The sequence below is a fragment of the Rufibacter glacialis genome, assembly GCF_008271745.1.
In the GTDB taxonomy this organism is placed as follows: domain Bacteria; phylum Bacteroidota; class Bacteroidia; order Cytophagales; family Hymenobacteraceae; genus Nibribacter; species Nibribacter glacialis.
Map to the genome: position 1 here is coordinate 873,314 of NZ_VKKZ01000010.1, position 18,483 is coordinate 891,796.

General features: G+C 45.8%; 13 protein-coding genes. 1 reads left to right on the top strand and 12 read right to left on the bottom strand.

Going from position 1 to position 18,483, the window contains the following annotated elements; all coding sequences use genetic code 11:
- Nucleotides 1-1,617: 1,617 nt before the first annotated feature.
- From FOE74_RS04455 to FOE74_RS04505, 11 genes are all read right to left on the bottom strand, one after another.
- Nucleotides 1,618-2,640, bottom strand: coding sequence for a glycosyltransferase (locus FOE74_RS04455; RefSeq protein ID WP_317131752.1), 1,023 nt, complete (start codon nt 2,638-2,640; stop codon nt 1,618-1,620).
- Nucleotides 2,641-2,649: 9 nt separating this feature from the next.
- Entirely contained in the window at nt 2,650-3,693 is a 1,044-nt protein-coding gene (locus FOE74_RS04460) for a glycosyltransferase family 2 protein (protein ID WP_149097379.1), read from the bottom strand.
- 28 nt (nt 3,694-3,721) lie between these two features.
- Entirely contained in the window at nt 3,722-4,624 is a 903-nt protein-coding gene (locus FOE74_RS04465; RefSeq protein ID WP_225840637.1) for a glycosyltransferase family 2 protein, read from the bottom strand.
- Between the two features lie 10 nt (nt 4,625-4,634).
- On the bottom strand, nt 4,635-5,648 hold the full coding sequence (locus FOE74_RS04470) for a polysaccharide deacetylase family protein (RefSeq protein ID WP_149097380.1): 1,014 nt from the start codon (nt 5,646-5,648) through the stop codon (nt 4,635-4,637).
- 4 nt (nt 5,649-5,652) lie between these two features.
- The gene (locus FOE74_RS04475; protein WP_149097381.1) at nt 5,653-7,311 is read right to left on the bottom strand and encodes a glycosyltransferase; all 1,659 of its coding nucleotides are present in this window, start codon (nt 7,309-7,311) and stop codon (nt 5,653-5,655) included.
- 34 nt (nt 7,312-7,345) lie between these two features.
- Nucleotides 7,346-8,581 carry a glycosyltransferase family 2 protein gene (locus FOE74_RS04480; RefSeq protein ID WP_192576590.1) on the bottom strand — a complete coding sequence of 412 codons (1,236 nt, stop codon included), beginning with the start codon at nt 8,579-8,581 and terminating at the stop codon, nt 7,346-7,348.
- Between the two features lie 73 nt (nt 8,582-8,654).
- Entirely contained in the window at nt 8,655-9,752 is a 1,098-nt protein-coding gene (locus FOE74_RS04485; protein WP_225840638.1) for an ABC transporter ATP-binding protein, read from the bottom strand.
- A 197-nt stretch (nt 9,753-9,949) separates the two neighbouring features.
- The gene (locus FOE74_RS04490) at nt 9,950-10,807 is read right to left on the bottom strand and encodes an ABC transporter permease (RefSeq protein ID WP_188686255.1); all 858 of its coding nucleotides are present in this window, start codon (nt 10,805-10,807) and stop codon (nt 9,950-9,952) included.
- A gap of 363 nt (nt 10,808-11,170) precedes the next feature.
- Nucleotides 11,171-12,397, bottom strand: coding sequence for a hypothetical protein (locus FOE74_RS04495; RefSeq protein ID WP_149097384.1), 1,227 nt, complete (start codon nt 12,395-12,397; stop codon nt 11,171-11,173).
- A gap of 235 nt (nt 12,398-12,632) precedes the next feature.
- Complete coding sequence (locus tag FOE74_RS04500; RefSeq protein WP_149097385.1) at nt 12,633-13,217, bottom strand: response regulator; 585 nt, start codon at nt 13,215-13,217, stop codon at nt 12,633-12,635.
- 1,092 nt (nt 13,218-14,309) lie between these two features.
- Nucleotides 14,310-16,010 carry a hypothetical protein gene (locus FOE74_RS04505; protein WP_149097386.1) on the bottom strand — a complete coding sequence of 567 codons (1,701 nt, stop codon included), beginning with the start codon at nt 16,008-16,010 and terminating at the stop codon, nt 14,310-14,312.
- A gap of 575 nt (nt 16,011-16,585) precedes the next feature.
- Here FOE74_RS04505 and FOE74_RS04510 point away from each other — a divergent pair.
- A complete protein-coding gene (locus FOE74_RS04510; RefSeq protein WP_149097387.1) occupies nt 16,586-17,608 on the top strand; it encodes a glycosyltransferase family 2 protein in 1,023 nt (340 codons plus the stop codon).
- A gap of 191 nt (nt 17,609-17,799) precedes the next feature.
- Here FOE74_RS04510 and FOE74_RS04515 read toward each other — a convergent pair whose 3' ends face one another.
- On the bottom strand, nt 17,800-18,315 hold the full coding sequence (locus FOE74_RS04515) for a DUF2628 domain-containing protein (protein ID WP_149097388.1): 516 nt from the start codon (nt 18,313-18,315) through the stop codon (nt 17,800-17,802).
- Between the last annotated feature and the right edge of the window lie 168 nt (nt 18,316-18,483).

Here is an 18,483-nt window from a genome sequence, read left to right on the forward strand (position 1 = left end):
TGTTTAAAGGGTTAGTGCAGTAATTTGGGTCAGGTAGGTGGCTTTAATTACTTTCTGAAGCAATCAAAGGTGGTTGTTGCTGCTAAGTAAGTTTGGGGGAGAACTAGATAGGATTAGCAGTCAGTCTGAGTTAAGGTCTTGCTTTATGTCATGTTGGTGGATTTAATTTTTTGGCGAAATTAAAACCTAATTAATAAAAACCAAGTAACAAGGTGGAAATAATATAAAACTAATATAAACAGGACGTTTGATCGATTTTAATAGGACTATTTAATAAAAAGTTAAAATTCCTTAATCATAATTTAGCCTATTTTGTCCAATTAGGACGTGTAGTTTTAATTCTGTAAATAGGATGAAATCGATAAACTAAAAAATATTTCGATCTGCTTTTTTACGGATAATAAATGCTTTTTGCTGACCTAAAGGATGCTATTTTATATTTTAATTTTTTAATCTAATATGGAATAATATCATACTTAATTAAAATGATTATATCGGGTTTCAAAAAATAACATCTAGAATATGAAATAGCATTAATATTATAATTATGTATCACCTTCTGTTTAGTGTTTGGGATGGTAAAGGTTAAGGAAAGGAAAGAATTGTTTTATAGGTAGGAGGGTAAATCGGTAGTGGTCAAGGCATTTACCGAAGTGATTATTCTTGTTGTCCAATTATATCTCCCCCTTTAAAGACTTGTAAAGTGCAGATGTTGCTCCAATGAATTTCATTTAAGGGTACGCTCGCGTTAGCTTGCAAAGGAAAGGCTCCCCATAAAGTGAGAGGTTTGTCCAGTATAGCCGAGGTCTCGTAACTCCCCTGTATTAATGAAATAATTCTATTAATGCATTGAAGGCCAGTAGTTTTATGGAAGGTCGCGTGATGGTGATTCTAGCCTTGCCTGTGGTAGTTGAAGCCATCACTAGTTTTGCTAGCGGGTTATACAGCAGAATTTTTGCGATTCTCTTCTTGTTTTTAAAAAAGAGCCAAAAAATTAACCAATGGGGAAACACTAATGGATAGCGACCCCTACCCGGCAGGGCTAGAAATTCGGAAGAAAGGTGAAAGAGAGTTGTCAGAGTGGTAGTTAACCCAAACAAATCTGATACGCCATAGCAAGGTGGGCTTGCCAGGAATCTAAGGGTTTAACGCCCAGATATTACCAAAATAGGGTAAGAATGGTGTCTTATGCTCTAAAAGTGAGAGAAAAAGGGCGGTTCAAGACAGTTAGATTGTTTCTTGAGTATAAAGGAAAAGAGAGGCTGTCAAGGAAGGAACAAGAGAGTAATCAAAGAACTGGCAAAGGCATAAAACAGCCTATCTTTGAGAGAAAAGAGTGATGATCAGCCTGAGAATGGGTGGTTGCCCTAAGAAGACAACATGGAGGAAAAATACTCTACCTATTAATAGGTAGAACAAGTGGACCTCATTAAATACGGAATCCGTGTTTTTAATGGGCTGCTGACAGCTGCACCCTCTAAGGATTGCCATTAAGAAGGTGCAGTCCTTCAGTTGAAAGAACTTTATTTGATGTTAAGAAAAATAAGTACCTAAGTACGAGGTGCAGGTTTTATAGCAAGGTGGGTAAGGCAAATAGGTGCCACCTGTTGCTCCAAATTAAGTAATGTTGAATACCATTTTAATATAGACTTTGGCTGTAGAGAATAAGAGCTTGGGGTCAAAGTGCAGGTCAAACGCATGCTTGATCTGCGTTTTTACCCCTTCTTTGTGCTGTGATGAATGCCAAACCTGGTTTGCCACACTTATGCCATAATGGGCATAGAATTTTTTAGACTTCTTCAATACCTTCTTTCTCTGGTCATGGGGCAGGTGGTCTTGGATCATGTCCATGACTCTTAAAAGGTCCTTGTGATTCTGGCCAGTCAGAAATTTAGCGCTGGAGATGGAGGTGGAATGCATTCGATAATCGGCAAGGACCTTAGGTGTATAGGCCACGGGGTAATGCTTGGCAATTCTTACCCACATTTCCCAATCTTCGCCATAGGTGATCCCGTAAAAGCCCCCCAGGTGCTCATACACTTCCCGCCTCACGGCTGTAGCGGCATACTGCGAAGGGTTTTTAACCGCCACCCGCTCCAGCCAGTTATCCAGAATCCCCTCAGACTTCATTTCCACGTGTTGGTCATAGAGTCTTTTTCCCGCCTCATTAATATACCTGAATCTACAGATAGCGGCACCCGCCTTGGGGTATTGATAGAACAGGTTCCCCATGGTTTGATAGAACCCCGGAAGTACCCGATCATCTCCATGCAATAAATGCACAAATTTGCCTTTTGAGCGGTTGATGCAGGTTTCAAAGTTCCTTAGGCTCCCTACGTTCTGTTCCTGCCGGAAATATTTTACCCGGCCTCTCCCAATTCTGTTGACTATTTCCTCCACATCAGCGTCTTGGCTGGCATCATCAACGACCTCTATTTGCATGGTGTTTTCAGGAATATCATGCTGAAGCACACTATACAAGGTTTCAGGTAAGAAGTTGGCGCAATTATAAACGGGGATCATCACGGACCACAACGGCCTACTGTGAGGGTCTCCCTGATAAGGAAGTATTTTAGGGGGTGTTTCTAAAATAGTAGCCATAAAACGGGTGCAAGAAACAAAAGGAATGAAATGGCCCATAAGGTGAGCCTATGCCTGGGGGTGTGTTTGGGTGGGAAAGAGCTTATTGGTTATTAACCGGGTCAAATGGGTAAGGCAAATATGGGCTAAGAGTTGCAGCCTTCCTAGCTTCAACAGAAAGAGGATGGCTGTTTTACGGGGAAGTTTCCTGGCTAACGCAGACACTATGAATTCCTTTTTGTAGAAAGCGGCCTCTTTGGTAGCCGGCAGGTCTAAGTTTACGTTGGCTTTTTCAAATATCCTGGCATTTACGTAATCCAGCTCCTGTATACATTCTACCAGACTGTCTACCTCCTGTTCTTTTAGTATTTTCGTGAAATCATGCTGGAAACAGTCAATGAACTTGTCTGATACGTGGTATTCTTCCCCGGCATAGTACCTGAGGTTTCTAAGTATTTGCTGTTTCTGTGCCGCTTCGTACTCCTTCTTTTTAAGAACCTGGTGTAAACTTTGGCTGGTTGTGCGGTAGTCCAGCAGAACCTCTGGCAGGTTATGGATTTTATACCTCCTGGAGATCTTCCAGAACAAGTCAAAGTCTTCGGCATAAGAGACAGAGTACTCGCCCACCGCTTCTACAGCTTCTTTGCGGTATAGTACCGTAGGATGGTAAATCCAGCATATAAAGGTAAGGTTGTAGTAGAAATAGGCACTTTTGAAGTCATCCATTCTTACCAGTTCCCCGTTTTCTGTGATCACCTTCACTAAGCAGGAAACCATGGCGCAGGAAGGATTTTCCTGCATGTAGGCGTATTGTTTCTCCAGCCGGAGAGGATAACTGATATCATCGGCATCCATGCGCGCAATTAAGGAGGCATTGGCTAGCTTTATCCCTTTGTTCAGGGTTTGTGAGATGCCAAGGTTTTGCTCGTTTTGGTAAAACCTGATCCTAGGGTCCTGGTACGAATGGATGATGGCCTGGCTCTGGTCACTGGAGCCGTCATCAATAATGAGAAACTCAAAGTCCTGGAACGTCTGCCCCAAGATGCTATCCATAGCCTCTGCCAAATACTTTTCAGAATTATAAACGGGCATCAATACAGTAAGGGCGGGCATAAAGCATTCGGGTTTTATAGGTCAGGGTTTACCAGCTTTTTATTCTTTTTAAGAACCTGTTAGAGAAAGAATACAAGCGGGGGTACTCATACTGAAACAGGGCCTTCTGCAGGAGTGCCTGAATTTTTTTGTCCTCTATACCTTCTTTTCGCAGATAATCTTTGAACCAAAGTAAGAAATAGCGTCTCACCGCGTGGTATTTCCCATCTGCATGCACGCTGGCAACAATTGACTCTGGGCGTTGCCGGTAAAGGTTGTTGCTGGCAGATGACACGTACACTTTCTCCCGCAGGTAAATTTTACTCAGGAAGGCTTGGTCTTCATATAAACCGTACTCTTTTTTGAAAGAATCCTCAAAACCACCTAGTTCTCTAAAAGCTTGGGTTTCTATGATCAAGCCTGAAGGTACCGGAGCAGCCCCTTCCCCCAGGGGGTAGAGGTGATGCAAGAGCTGGGGTGGAGGAAATACTTTATCCTGGGGAGCGCCTATAGGAATCGTCACGTTTTCTTTCTGGGGATCATCCCAGGTATACCAATAGTCTGAAGCCTCCATGATCATAGACACTTCTGGGTGCTGGTGGAAGATGGCCACCTGGTTGGCCAGTTTATTTGGAAGCCAGACATCATCCGCATCTAAGATGGCTACGTACATTCCCTTGGCCTGTGCCAGTCCATAGTTCCTGCTAGAGCTCAAGCCTTTGTTCTGGTGGTGCAAATGCTCCAGGTAAATAACCTTTCCCTTGAATTGAGCCGCAAAATCCTTGGCAATGGTCGTGCTTCTATCCGTTGACCCATCATCTACCAGAAGTAGCTCCCAATGGCTGTATTCCTGTTGAAGCACACTGTTGATTGCCTCTGTTAGAAAACGCTCCTCGTTCAAAAAGGCGATGATCACAGAAACAAGTGGGTTGTCATGGTGCATGTTCTTCATAGGCGGGTCATTAATAAATCCATTGAACCAGTTTCTTTGCAAACTCTTCTTTTCCCCAGTTGGCCACTTGGTACCGGCTCATTTGATAGGGCAATGATTGGTTTGTTACGGTTCGTTCTTCTGTGGTAAAAGCCGCCTTGAATCCTAGTTCCTTGGCTACTTCTTCTGTGTCTTGGTTGAATATCCCGTAAGGGTAGGCCAATAAGTCGATTTTACTTTGGGTAAGTTTCTGTAGCTGCTGTACATTCTCCTGGATCTCCTGCTTCTGAAAGGCTTTGGAATGAAAGGCCAAAGCGGGATGTGACACCGTGTGTGCGCCAAGGTCAAAATAGGGGCTGCTGCCCAAGTCCTTTACCTGGTCTATTGACATGCTGGTGAAATCTGGCCGTACCTTTGCCGGGGCATTTGCCCACCTTCTTATTAGGCCCAGATATTCTTGCTGTTCAGGATAGGGCAGGGGCTTCAGGTTCTGCCAAAGATCAAAGAAAAGTTTGCTTCGTTGGGTGGGTGGGGCGTCAAGGCAAGCGTTCCACTGGCAGTGTGTCTGGAAAGTTTCTGGGGTTAACGTCTTCTCATTGGTTAGGTCTATGGCAATACGCTCGTTTCTGAACTCAAAATCAGCGGTGGAAGGAAGCGTTTCAGAAAACAGGATCAGCTCTTCCAGTTCATCCCACCAAAACTCCTTTTGCGCGTCTATGTTTCCGGTGGAAACAAAGAAGGTGGCCGGTAACTGGTATTTCTCCAGCAGAGGTTTGGCCACGGCATAATTGTCAAGATACCCGTCATCAAAGGTAATGGCAATGGGAATTCCCTTTATCTGCTGGTTTCTGGCTTTCTCAGCCAATTCCCGCAGTGGGACCACCGTGCCTAATTTCTTGAGAAGCCGCAGGTGCGCCTCAAAATGGGCCGGGCTCACGGCAATGTCCCAAACATTGGATTTAGGTTCCGCTATGCGGTGGTACATGAGTACTACCGCCTTACGGCCTACCAGTTTCTTCAAAAAGAGTTTTACCTGTGTTTTCAAGAAATCAGGCTTTAACGGCTTTCACTGTGTTGATCACCTGGAATTGCGGATCATATTGGTCTAACTGGCCTTTGGTTATTTCTGACCTGCCCATGCCGTACAGGAAAGCCGTGGCAGCCAGGACATTTCCGTGGGAACCTACTGCCACCTCCCCAGAGGGAAACGTTTCAGCCATGATCTTGCGCAGGACTTTGTCAGTAAATGCCCAGAACCAGGTTTCACCCCACTCATCTTTGTCAATGGAGGTGATGTAGGGAACGGTTAATAACAGCGTGCCGCCAGGTCTCAAGATTCGGTGGCAAGTAGCCAGGGCGCCTTTGAAATCATAGATGAGGTGCAGCGTTTGCGTTAAGACAATGCAGTCAAAGGTATTATCCGGAATGTGCGGGGCGTGGCTTATGTCACCAATGATGGTGGCGGCGGGGTTATTGTCATTCACATGCAGGATTTCACTTTTGACCACCTTCTTGCCGCCAAACTTCAGGGTGTACTCATTGTCCCCAATCTCCAGGACTCTTCCCTTTATACTGGGCGCTTCTTGTTGCAGGAAGTTTTCAATGTAGTATCTGTCTATAGGCCCCCCACGGTCATACCCGAATTCACGGCTGAAAGGCACCGTACGGTCAAAATCGCCTAAAGAAACCTTGCCTGCAGCCGGTAAGTGGCTTTGGTAGAGGCCCATTTTATACAGCCATCTCAGTCCGAAAGCCGGGGTTGTTTTTTTTATCAAGGATTTAATCATAGCAGCTTTTCTTAAATAGAATCTTATGAACAGGCTTGGTTTGTACCGCAGGAGGAGAAGGAGATGCTGAGTTGGCGGAGGAGAACTGCATTTTGTGCTCTTTTCATAGGCCTGGGTGCAGTAATAGTCTTGCCAAATCTGTTTCCCCCGGGAAAAGGCAGCTTTTTCTGCAGGGCCTTTCAATACGGGAGATTGCGAGTTCAGTACCTGAAGAACCGATTCCAGCATCTGGGGAATGTTACCGGACATGTTGGTGGTATGAAACCGATAGGCCGCAATCTTAGTGGTGTGGTGGGCAACCGGGTATTTGCGGGATATTCTCAGGTAAAGGTCATAGTCTTCACAACTCCGCAAGGAGGTGTCATAGCGATACTCCTCAAACACCCACCGTCTGTACATAACGGTACCATGCATTCCAATATAATTACCCTGTAACAGCTCCTGGTAATGGTTGGCTGAAACCTCCCGGATTATTTCCTGACAAATCCCTTCCTGTTCAAAAACCTTGTCATGGGCCCCAGATACAAATGCCAACTTGGGGTCTTGTTGCAGGTAGTGCACGTTAGTGGCAATAGCTCCCGGAAGCAGCCAGTCATCAGCGTCCAGAAAAACCAGAAGCTGGCCTTTTGCGTGGTCAATGCCGGTGTTTCTGGCGGCAGAAAGACCTTGGTTTTTCTGGTAAACATAGAAAACGCCTTCCGTTCCTTCAGATATGGAGCGTGTGTCATCAGAGGAACCGTCATCTACCACAATCACCTCAATGGCTGGGTACTCTTGTTTCCAAACACTCTCAAAAGCATCTACCAGGTATTTCCCATGATTATAGCAAGGTATGATCACCGAAACCAAAGGCGTACCTGTAAGCGCCTTCTCTTCTACGGAAGGCTGTTCTTTAGGAACTGATGGAAGGGCATGGATCATAGAAATCCTGTTTTTCTTTGCTGTCTGGCAACCGTTAATTTTTTACCTCTTGTAAATTCCGGTGCGCTACCAGGGGGAGAGGGTACTTGGTGGAACGTTTCCGGTTTCTAAAGTAGAAGGCATACCCAGAGAGAATACCTTTGATTTCAGCTATAATGGTTCGGCCCCGGCTTTGGTACTTAGGAAAGCATTTGATGGCTAACTGCAGGTAGTATTTTGGGAATTCCCGGTGTAAGAGCCTATTATAATTGGAATGCCTGTGCTGTTGAAGAAGAGCTGCGGTGATGAATCCCCGCATGTAAAAGTAAATCTGTCTCCTGAGGCTTTGGAGGTCTCTTCTATGTTCATGGAACACGATGGCCCTGGGGTTGTACCGAATAACCAAACCATGCGCAAGGATTCTATGCCACATTTCTGAATCCCCGTTGCAGCCAGCCGCTCCTACATCCAGAATCTCATCAAAATACCCGGTCTTCTCAAAAATTTCTTTGCGGAAAGCCATGTTGGCGCCGGCTCCAATTTCCCAGACGGGTGGGCCAAAGGCAATGTTATCCTGGAAGAAGCGGGTATCAAACCGTTTACTCTGGTAGCCCCGGTTAAAGCTCCAATGTTTTTCAAAGATTACCTGTGCTTCCGTCATTAGTTCCTTGGCGATGACTAAACCGGTCATAGCCGCAATCTCAGGATCTTGGAAGGTTTCCCAAATATGGAATACCCACTGCGGATGTACCACCACATCATCATCTACAAAGGCTACCACCGGGCACCGGGCTTGGTGAATTCCGGTATTTCTGGCTATATCTAAGCCCGGGCGGGGCTCTTTAACATACGTAACCCCATCTACTTGCCTGGCTACGTCAAAGGTGCTGGTGTCTTCTGGCGCATTGTCAATGACAATGATCTCAGTAGGGGTGCACTCTAGCGCCTGTAACATCTCTAAGCAGCGCTGTAATTGGGAGGATCTGTTGCGGGTGCATATTACCACAGAGACTTCCACGCTTTCCGGAATAGGGAAGGTGGTGTACTCTGCCATGAGGTTGTCCATCCACAGGGCCCACTCCTTCTCATCTCTTACCTTTTTACGCCATTCTCCTTCAATGTTAAGGGACCTGGCATACTGCGCTAAAGCCGGGGCCACAGCCGCCATGACTTCCTGTTCGTACTCTTCGGGCTTCAACGGAGTGCCTGCCTCCAGGAAAAGATGCCCCAAGGCCACTTGGTGCCACCAGAATACCAGGTAATGGCCCTGGTTTTCTGTAAGGTCCGGCATCTTAAGCAAGCGCTGGTTTAGGTAAACGTGCGTGATATGGAAAGAAACTTGAGTTTCCATGGTAAGTAAAAGTCTAAGCCTGGGTCACCAGCTCTTTTTGTCCTATATGGAAGGGGAACGTTGGGCGAACTGCCCCCATCCATTTGCCAAACCATTTGATATCACCGCGGTAATCGTCTATCTCAAAAGAGAGGCACTCTTCATAGTAGAACAGATTCACGGACGTGTCCTTGACCACAATCAAAGACATGTAATAAGAGCCATCATTCAGGAAGTTTCCAGGAATGGTACACTCTCCCTCTACCAGTCCTTTTTGACAAGGGACAGACGGGGAGGGTATATCAAAAATGCAGTCACCACCATATGAAAACAGGTGCAGACCCACGCTCAGGTTTTGCTCACCGCCTAGATTCCAGAACTGGAATTTAACTGTAAGGGGAACCCTGATGTCTAAGGGGGAATCTAAATCGTTGAACTGAGGGATCAACCGAACGCTCTTGAAGCGGATGATCTCATTCCCTGGGGCTTCCACCATGTTGTCCCAGGTATGGTGGAGCTGGAATTTGCGAATTCCTTTGATATAGTTGTTAATCACCGTAGAGGCTGGGCCGGTTTCCATCAACCGGCCTTTCTGGAGCCAGAGCGCATGGTCGCAGAGATTGCTGACCGCTTGCATACTGTGGCTCACAAAGAGAATGGTACGTCCTTCGCTTTGTGAGACATCTTTGACTTTACCCAGGCATTTCTTCTGGAATTCGGCATCGCCAACGGCCAACACCTCATCTATGATTAGAATATCCGGCTCCAGGTGGGCTGCTACCGCAAAGGCCAGCCTTACATACATACCAGACGAGTAGCGTTTAACCGGGGTATCCAGGAATTTCTCAATGCCAGAGAAATCCACGATTTCGTCAAATTTTGCTTTGATCTCCCTTTTGGTCATGCCCAGGATATACCCGCTCAGGAATATGTTCTCCCGGCCGCTGAGTTCCTGGTTGAACCCGGTGCCTACTTCCAGAAGGCTGCTGATTTTTCCGTTGCCCCGCACCACTCCTTTGGTGGGCTTCACAATTCTGGAAATGATTTTCAGCAGCGTTGATTTACCCGCCCCGTTGTTCCCAATGATTCCCCACACTTCCCCTTGTTTGATATCAAAGGTTAGGTCTTGCAAAGCCCAGAAGGTTTTATGGTTTTTAGAGGAGCCTGTTTTTCCTGCTGAATGCGGACTATAGAAGGGGTCTTCTTTTTTGAGGACAGAGGTAGCCCACCAACGGTTAATATCCTGGCTGAGAGATCCTGTGCCAATGGTACCCAGTTGGAAAGCCTTTGATAATTCTTCTACTTGTATGATTACATCTCCCATAGGTGCTACACTACGTCTATTAGTTTGTCGCCTTGTTTGTTGAAAAAGAGAAGAGAACACCCTAACAGGAGCAAGGACAAGCCTACGCTGTAGCCTAAACTCCAGGCAGTGGTCGTTCCTTCACCCAGCAACGCTAACCGGAACAATTCAAAAAAGGAAGTCAAGGGATTGAATTGGACAATCCACCTCACTTTCTCGGGCACATAATCAACGGGATAAAGCACCGGAGTGAAAAACATCAATAACCGGACCCCGAAGGAAACCAAGTGGACCATGTCTCTGTATTTGGCGGTGATCACCGAGAAAATAAGCCCCATCGCCAAACCCGTCAAACCCACCAACAGGATCACAAAAGGCAAGGTAAAGGTCAGGTAGTTGAATGGCAGGGTGTAGTCTTTGAAGATGACGTAATAGGCCATCATGGCCGCCAGCATAGCGAACTGAATGGCAAACCGGAACATCTGGGTTCCCAGTTGGGAAAAGGGTATGATAAGCCTCGGGAAATATACTTTATTGAAAATCTGGGCATTTTCCCTGAAGATGAAGGAAGTGCCTATGAAGGTATCATGGAAGAAATTCCAGATCACAATACCAGATAGGTAGAAAAGCACTGGGGGTAAGGCTCCTGTAGAAACCCCAATCAGTTTGTTAAAGACCAGAATATAGGTTAGAAGCGTCAGCAGGGGTTGTAGGAGAAGCCAGATAGGGCCTAATATGGTTTGCTGGTAGTTTAATAGAAAGTCTTTGCGAACTAAGCTCGAGGCTAAATGACGATAATACCACAGCTCCTTGAAATCCATCCCCCACTTGGTCTTGGCAGTGATCTCCCATTCCCAATCGTTTTTTGGTGTACTGTTAATCATAAATGGCGAAGTAGTGGAAAAGGTAAATTATATATGAGTTAACTATATAACTTATGATTTTAATATAAAAATTGATGGTTTAAATATACCTATGATGATTTTAATATCATACAAAATAGTAAAATAAATATTGTAAAGTTTATAATTATGCAAATTCTTTGAATAAAGTATAGTAAATCAATGATATAAATGCATTTTTTATAACCCGTACTTTGGGTGAAGTAGAGTGTCCTCTGGAAGTAATGCCTAGTGATATAATTAGGGAATACAGTACACAGAGGGCTTGGCAATGCCAAGCTAGTCACTGATAATCAATTGATAAGAGGCAGAAGGCAGAGGTGTGGTTGTTGGCTGTTGAGGGGATTAGGCGAACACAGGGGCTGGCTGCGCCTTGGCTGATAGAAGGGAGAATAGCAGTAATACAAAAGAAAAGGAGCCCAAGGCCACCAGGGTACCGCCGCCTATTATAAGGCCAATTGTCAAGGAGAGTGCCCACGCAAGAGTTCCAAGGGAGTGGTACCTGCTTTTTCCCCTAAAGCTTACAAACACCGCCAGGATTAAGACAGAGAAAATTAGAAGTCCTTTAATGAAAAGGCCAGAAAGAGACCCTGAAAAGGAAAAAAAGTAATACCCATACACATTGCAGGCAAAAAAGATAGACAAAAGGAGGCAAATAGCAGCCAGGGACAGGTAGCCATATTTCTGCCCTGAGGCATGTTGGCTGTAGGCCCAACTGGCTATAAAGGCACTGAAAGCAAGGGCGCTAGGAAACCAGTTTTCCGGAATCCCTGCCTCGGCTTGGTAGAGCCCGTCAAAAGAATTCATCAAAATAGCCATGGTAAGCCCCAGCCCGCATATGATGCTGGTAAAGTAGTACAGAATGCTTCTTATAAGGGCAGGGAGGCTGAATTGATTTAAGGGCGTAGCCATGGCTGAAGAAGAGTCCCTCGCCTTGGACGTGGAGACATAAAGCACGGTGGAAAGAAGGAAGCACCAGGAGCCAAAGAGCTCAGATCCTTCCTCCAAAAGAAGTAAGGAGATAGGCCGCTGCCACATTCCAGATGAGTCAACTGCGTTTAAGGCATTGATTTCTAAAAACTCCTGAAAAGGAATGCTGGCGAAGAGAAAGATGCCGGTGGCTGCCAAGGCCAAGGCCCATTTACTGTCTTTGAACCGTACGAACCCAAAGAATCCCATATAAAGAACCACTAGCCCTATAAGAAAGTAGAAGAGGTTCCATCCGGCGGCGGTGCTTATGCCCGAAGAGGCGAAGAAGTCACCCATGGTCTCATGGAAAGATCCGATCTCATCAAAGGAGAGAGCGGCAAAGATGAGGCTCAGTCCCAACCAGCCATAACTAAGGATTTGGTCACGCCATTGGGGAAGACGTATTCTATCTGTGGCAAAACAAACCAGACACATACAGGATACCATCAAAAGCAAAATAGAGGAATACCAGGTGGCAAATACATTCTCTACCGCCAGGTTGCCTTGGGCCAGGGTGTAATAAAGTGCTTTGGCACCCAGAGACAGATGCGGAAGCACTACCTCTTCTGGCTGCCCTTTGAAAGTGTATTGGTAATAGGTCATAAAACCCCAGGTAGCAGCAAGGAAAAACAAATTGCCCACCGCTAAGAAAAGTAGGAATCCTTTCACTTGACGCTGAGAGACAATGCGGGTGTTTGATGCAGGGTGCATGGGCTGCGCAGGGTGTTGCATGATAAGTAAAACGAAACGGTGAATCTGCCCAATAACCTCCAATTCCTTAGAGAACTAGTATAGGGAGGTAATCCGAAAATGAAAAAAGCGGCAAGCAATGGGAAACTTATTTCTCTTGGTTCTGGGGGTCTTTTTTGGTGGGATCTTCTACGCTAGAGCTGTCATCTGTTTTGGAATGCTGGCTGTTTACCTCCCTCGTGAGTTCGGCTACTTTCTTTTCCAGGTTCTCTTTTGCCGCTTTCAACTCCTCTACCAGTTTTTGGTGGGCTTTTCGGGCATTTAGTTCATCAATGGCATTTTCCATAAGCCGCCTAAGGCTTTCTCTGTCCCAGGGCTTCATGATATACCGGTACACTTTTCCGCTGTTCATGGCGTCTAAGATGGATTCTGAATCACTGTAGCTGGTGAGGATGATCCTGATCAAGTCATGGTTTTCAGGCAGATTTTTCAAAAACTGGACCCCCGTCATTTTAGGCATGCGTTGGTCCACGATCAAAATGGAAATGGGCTCTGCCGCCAAAATCTTCAACCCTTCGTCTCCCGACATAGCGGTGAAAACCTTGAAGAACTTCCTGAATGTAGACTTAAAGACTACTAAATTGTCTTCTTCATCATCTATATATAGAATACTTGGTTTCTCTGTCCCTTCTGCCAAGCTATTGGTAGGCGGTGTAGGTGTGGTGTTATCCATGCCTTTTAAGCGTTTATAAGAATGTCGTTCTAATGTTTCATCTGATGAGGGGGAAGCAGGTATTAGGATAAAAGAACCAAAGACTTCTTTCTTAAGATGCTCAGGAGCCTAGGTTGCTTGCAAAGTGGGTGTTTGCCGTGTGGGCCAACAGGTGTGAGTCTTCTATCATTTTATGGAGTCAGCCCACACTTCTAATCTTCTCTAAAACTTTATCAATGGAATGGCATCTCACCCGTTTCCCGATTCTTGTCTTCTCCAGCCATGGTCTCGTTCATTTAGTATTGAAGGCTACAACCCAAAAAATTGCTTTCTTCTACCTGCGTCCGGTCCATTAAGGAAAAGCTATAAGAAATAGGTGAAAGGTGCAGGATAGGGTTTATTATTCTATAAAGGTAATGTTAAAAATTAATACTATTTTATTATACTCTGCAATTTAATATAAAATTTATTCAATTAATTGTTTTTTAGGTGGATTAAATTTTCCTATAGTTAAAGATTTATGATTTCTGCCGTCAAACAGGCTTAGATCAGGGAGCAGGGGGTATCTTATGATTTAAGTTAGGGTGCTTTTACGGGAAATGATTCTCAACCTAAGGCAGAGCCAACAAAGGCAGAGAGACCAAAAGAAAGGCCCTTAAAGTTATAGGGAAGCTGTCACGTCTACCTTAGTGTTAGGGGCTTTTTGCTGGGAGTGAAGACAGAAGAAATGGCTAGGTAAGGAATTGGCATCCTTAGATATAAGAAAGGGCCATACAAATCAAAGATTTCCGGAAAGCCTCCCTAAAAGAGGAAAAGAAACGCCAATAAATTGCTTCCCCTAAACCTTGTGAGGGTAATTTTATTGGTTTCCTGACTCTCCTGCGTAGGGTTGTTTACCGTGGTTGTAAGGCTTCTACTAACTTAAAAATCGGTTAGGAAAAGTACTCCTGCATTTATCTACTCTCGTCATTCTGCAGGGGCAAACTATTTTGGAGATACATAATTAGAAAGAGATGGGTGGTCTATTGGGGAGAAGGCAGGCATTCTATTTCCCAGCCAGGCTGTTGAGGAGGAAGAAAGAAAGTAGCCGAAGAATGGAGAAGAAAAAAATGCTTAAAATATGTTCACCCCATACCCCTCTTCCCCAACAGGGCAACTGTTTGAACTGTTGAAGGTTGAATTTTTGAAGTATGCCTCTGCTACCGTTGCATTCTTCAAAACAGTCTTTTGGTTTGTCTGGTGGTTATAAATGATCAGGTTCTCATGATAGGGGTAAAACCTTTCCTCGCCATAGATAGAAGTCGTCACGCCCTGGGAATTATGCCTGAAGTTCTTGTTCCTGAAATCGCCTTGCACGTTCTCAAGATCATAGAAAATCCTTAAAATCCCGGTTACATCCCAATGGCATTCAAGAACAGGCGCGGGCCCCACATAGGGGCAAACCCCATCTATGAGAACTACTGAATTATTTGAGAGAGAGGGAACGGCGGTCCGCAAATCTGTAAGCACCTTTAGTTGCACGGGGAATGCCTGGTGGTAAAAAGTAGCAATGGTACAATTGATTATAAACCCACAAAAGGCGATGCCCGCAACTGCCAATGGTAAGAAGTTTCTCCTGATGTTAGCAGAAGGAATCCAGCAGGAAAGGAAGCCAGAAAAGCCGATGAAGGTGATGGCAATTCCTATGGAGGCCGCCATGGTGACCCTGTTGGCTAACCCGGTAGGGTGTACCATGAATTGGCTGGTAGTCAGGAAAATAAGATAGCCCATCCAATACACGATCATGCCAGCCACCAAAACCTTCAGCCAGTCTGAAGCACCATACGTTACCTCTCTGGTTCTCCTGAGATAGAGGAAGATGAGCATACCCAAGAGGAGGCCGATGACCAGTAAAGAGGGCTGGAGATAAGTGGAGAATATCTTCCAAATAACCTTTGGCAGCTTCAAGCCATAAGCAATAAAATCATTTCGCATTCCAGCATCATACACGTACAGGATATGCTCCCAATAACTGGAGTGAAACCCACCTGTTCTAACTGAAATGATTGATTTATAAATAATGCACAACCCAAAGGCTAAAACATTCAGAAGCAGGATAAGCCTCTGGCGGGAAGAAAAGCCAGTTTGAAGTATGTGTAGGCCCCTTTTTCGGTCCCAGGCCAGGAGAGAGAAATTGATGAGAAACATAGGCAAGATGATCTCATACGCCAGTAGGCTTATGACCACGCTGAAGGTTGCCAGGATACCCCACCGCCATACCCGGTTTCCGTCTTCCTTCACTACCTGGGTAAGGGCCAGAAAATTGAGGAAGAAAAAGGCGATGCTGATGTTTGTCTGGAAGGTAGCCAGCCAGATACGATCCGTAGAGTAATTGGGTAACAGGGCAAACACCAAGGGGATGCTAACTGATAACAGGTGCGGTAGAGAAAGTGCCCTAAGGCTCAAATAGAAAAGCAGAATGACCAGCAGGAGGAAAAATGAATTGGCAATATGGTATCCCAGCGGGTCCGTTCCGAACATCCAGTACAGGGTAGCCAGATTGACGATCTGGATGGGCCGCATTCTGGCCACCTGGTCTTGGCTGAAAAAGCTCTGGATGAGGTTAAGCCATGATTTATCTGCCGTATGATGAAAAATGGAGAGAAAGGCCCAGTCGTCACTGTAAAAACCTAGTTTGTGTACTACAAGGCCCTGCACCACCAATACCACGGCACCCAAGAAAATACAGTCCCTGATAAGCGTGTTTTTGATGGGAGAACTCTCCAGTGTCTGCGTTTTTTGGCGTGCCAGCGGCAGCCCTTTTAGAAAGACCATGTAGTATAATTAGGGTTGATAGCAATTTATTTAAGTATGGCAAAGCCAATGCGTAGCATAAGGTTTTTATCCTATGAGCGTACTCCCGCTTAGTTTTCAAAGAAGATGATTTTTGCCTTCTTTTGGAGAAAACAGCCAGTATACAGTAAAATAGCCTTACTTTTTCCTCCGCTCACTAACCCAGGACAATTTCTCCCGGAAGGCGCTTCAGTTTCCCCTACCGAGCAGCCAAAAGCGGTTTATTTACTGTCTCCTTTCCTGTTGCCCCCATGGCCATCCAATAAGGCGCGGCCGAAACTTCAATAAAAAGGCACGCCTGGAAATATCTAAGGTTCAGAATACCCTCAACCGGTTGTGCATTTTACCTTATATGAACTAGCCAATATAAAGCTATTTAAGTTGTAAAGGTAAATTAATTATTGAAAAAGTGCATATTAAATTGTTATTGTGGGGTAAGACCTGTATTTTTAGATACCCTTAGCACTGTGACCTGGTGAGGATTACCTCTAATAGCCCTTAAAATCTACCTGGTCAGGTAAAGGAAGGTCTCCCAAACTGCATTTCTACCTGTTTTTATGGCACCCACCTATTCCTTAGTTATTCCTATTTACAACGAAGAGGAAATTCTATATGCCTTGTATGACCGGCTCAATAGATTGATGGCAAGGTTAGATGGCCCGGTAGAATTGATTTTCGTGGATGACGGGAGCAAAGATAAATCGCTTAAAATCATCAGGGAATTGCACCAGGCCGACAGCCGGATTGCCTATATCAGCCTGGCCCGCAATTTCGGCCATCAGATTGCCGTGACAGCGGGCCTGCACTATGCCAAGGGACAGGCGGTGGTTATTCTAGACGCAGATTTACAGGATCCTCCTGAAGTGATTCCTAACCTTATTGCCAGATGGAAGGAGGGGTTCCAGGTGGTGTACGCCAAGAGAACCATTCGCCACAAAGAGGTTCTTTTCAAGCGGGTGGGTGCCTACCTGTATTACCGAATATTGCAACGGCTCTCTGATATTACCATTCCCACAGATACGGGTGATTTCTGCCTTTTAGACCGTAAAGTAGTGGAGGTCTTGAACGCCATGCCGGAGCGGAACCGGTACATCAGGGGCTTGCGTACCTGGGTGGGGTTCAGGCAAGTGGCAGTACCCTTTGAACGCGACCCCCGTTTTGCCGGCGAACGGAAATATACTTTGCGGAAGCTGATTGGCTTAGGGTTGAACGGCATCTTTTCCTTCTCAAGGGCCCCACTTAAAATATCCACCTATTTAGGATTCCTATCGGCTACCGTGGCCCTGGCCATGGCCATTCTGATCCTTTACTGGCGGCTTTTTCAACCGGACTCCCAGTTCACGGGCTTTGCGACCATTTTGATCGCCGTCTTTTTTCTGGGGGCCGTGCAGCTGATCAGCGTGGGGATTTTGGGTGAGTACATAGGCCGCATCTATGAGGAAGTAAAAGGCCGGCCCCTTTTCACCTGTAAGGAATTAGAAGGGTTTGACCACTTGGCTAGGGTACCTGGCGCACCTGACAGGCAAACTCAGCAAGATATTGTCTTCCAATACAGCCCAACCGTGCCTAGTGAAGGATGACCTTAAACTTGGTTTAGGAGCCATTTTCAGAAAAAACGCCCTAAACCAACGAAACAGTGCTTAACAACCAGGCCTGCTTCTACCTGCCCTTATGAGACAGAGAGGAGCAGGCCTGGTTGTTTTTTGCTTATGGCCGCTGATAGGTAGGCGCCAGGGGCGGAAAAGTTTATCGCAGGGAAAGGTTTTGGCTGCTACTTGATAAGGTTGGCCTGATACAGCAGCACCAGCAACAGAATAAGGCCCGCCACAATGATATGCGGGATCAGGGTAATGCTCCCCTGGGCGTTAAGTCGGTTCACGGCCTCCTGTTCAGAATCTTCTTCCTCCAGTGCCTGGGCTACTTTGGCCTGGGCCTGGCGCAGGTAAAGCCAATTGCCCAGAAAGCCTACTAGCACGCTCCAGGCAATGGTAGAGATATTGTTGAGCAGTTTCGCGTTGCTATCTGAAATACCATACTGTTGAATGACAATGCCCAGCAGGTACGACTCGGCCGTGAGGGCGACCATGACCAGCAAGCCTTGCCGGTACATTCGGCGGTACAGCATCCAGAAAATCCCGAAGAAGAAGGCCGCGATATTGAACGTGATCTTGGTGCCCGCCTGGTATTTCTCCAGTTTGTCTAAATAGTAGTCCGCGTCGTTCCCAAAATAGGCCCGGTAATAGTCTTCGTATTCTTCCTTATCTGGGGCTTGGGGGCGTGGTGACATAACAGGTGCTTAGGGTAAATTCACCTGCAAAGGTACAAGACCCTGCTTAATTCTTGGGTGGGAAGGGTTCTATTTCCAAAATAATACCCCTTCAACGGCATGGGGATTTCCGTCCACAGAATTGGCGAGGGAACCTGAAGGCAATTCTCCATATCCGTTTTTAGGCTG

Excerpts from the sequence above, each read along its gene's own strand:
- FOE74_RS04505 (WP_149097386.1), bottom strand. The coding sequence starts at position 16,010 with ATGGTCTTTCTAAAAGGGCTGCCGCTGGCACGCCAAAAAACGCAGACA.
- FOE74_RS04455 (WP_317131752.1), bottom strand. The coding sequence starts at position 2,640 with ATGGGCCATTTCATTCCTTTTGTTTCTTGCACCCGTTTTATGGCTACT.
- FOE74_RS04460 (WP_149097379.1), bottom strand. The coding sequence starts at position 3,693 with ATGCCCGCCCTTACTGTATTGATGCCCGTTTATAATTCTGAAAAGTAT.
- FOE74_RS04495 (WP_149097384.1), bottom strand. The coding sequence starts at position 12,397 with ATGACCTATTACCAATACACTTTCAAAGGGCAGCCAGAAGAGGTAGTG.
- FOE74_RS04490 (WP_188686255.1), bottom strand. The coding sequence starts at position 10,807 with ATGATTAACAGTACACCAAAAAACGATTGGGAATGGGAGATCACTGCC.
- FOE74_RS04475 (WP_149097381.1), bottom strand. The coding sequence starts at position 7,311 with ATGATCCATGCCCTTCCATCAGTTCCTAAAGAACAGCCTTCCGTAGAA.
- FOE74_RS04480 (WP_192576590.1), bottom strand. The coding sequence starts at position 8,581 with ATGCCGGACCTTACAGAAAACCAGGGCCATTACCTGGTATTCTGGTGG.
- FOE74_RS04515 (WP_149097388.1), bottom strand. The coding sequence starts at position 18,315 with ATGTCACCACGCCCCCAAGCCCCAGATAAGGAAGAATACGAAGACTAT.
- FOE74_RS04500 (WP_149097385.1), bottom strand. The coding sequence starts at position 13,217 with ATGGATAACACCACACCTACACCGCCTACCAATAGCTTGGCAGAAGGG.
- FOE74_RS04510 (WP_149097387.1), top strand. The coding sequence starts at position 16,586 with ATGGCACCCACCTATTCCTTAGTTATTCCTATTTACAACGAAGAGGAA.
- FOE74_RS04465 (WP_225840637.1), bottom strand. The coding sequence starts at position 4,624 with ATGAAGAACATGCACCATGACAACCCACTTGTTTCTGTGATCATCGCC.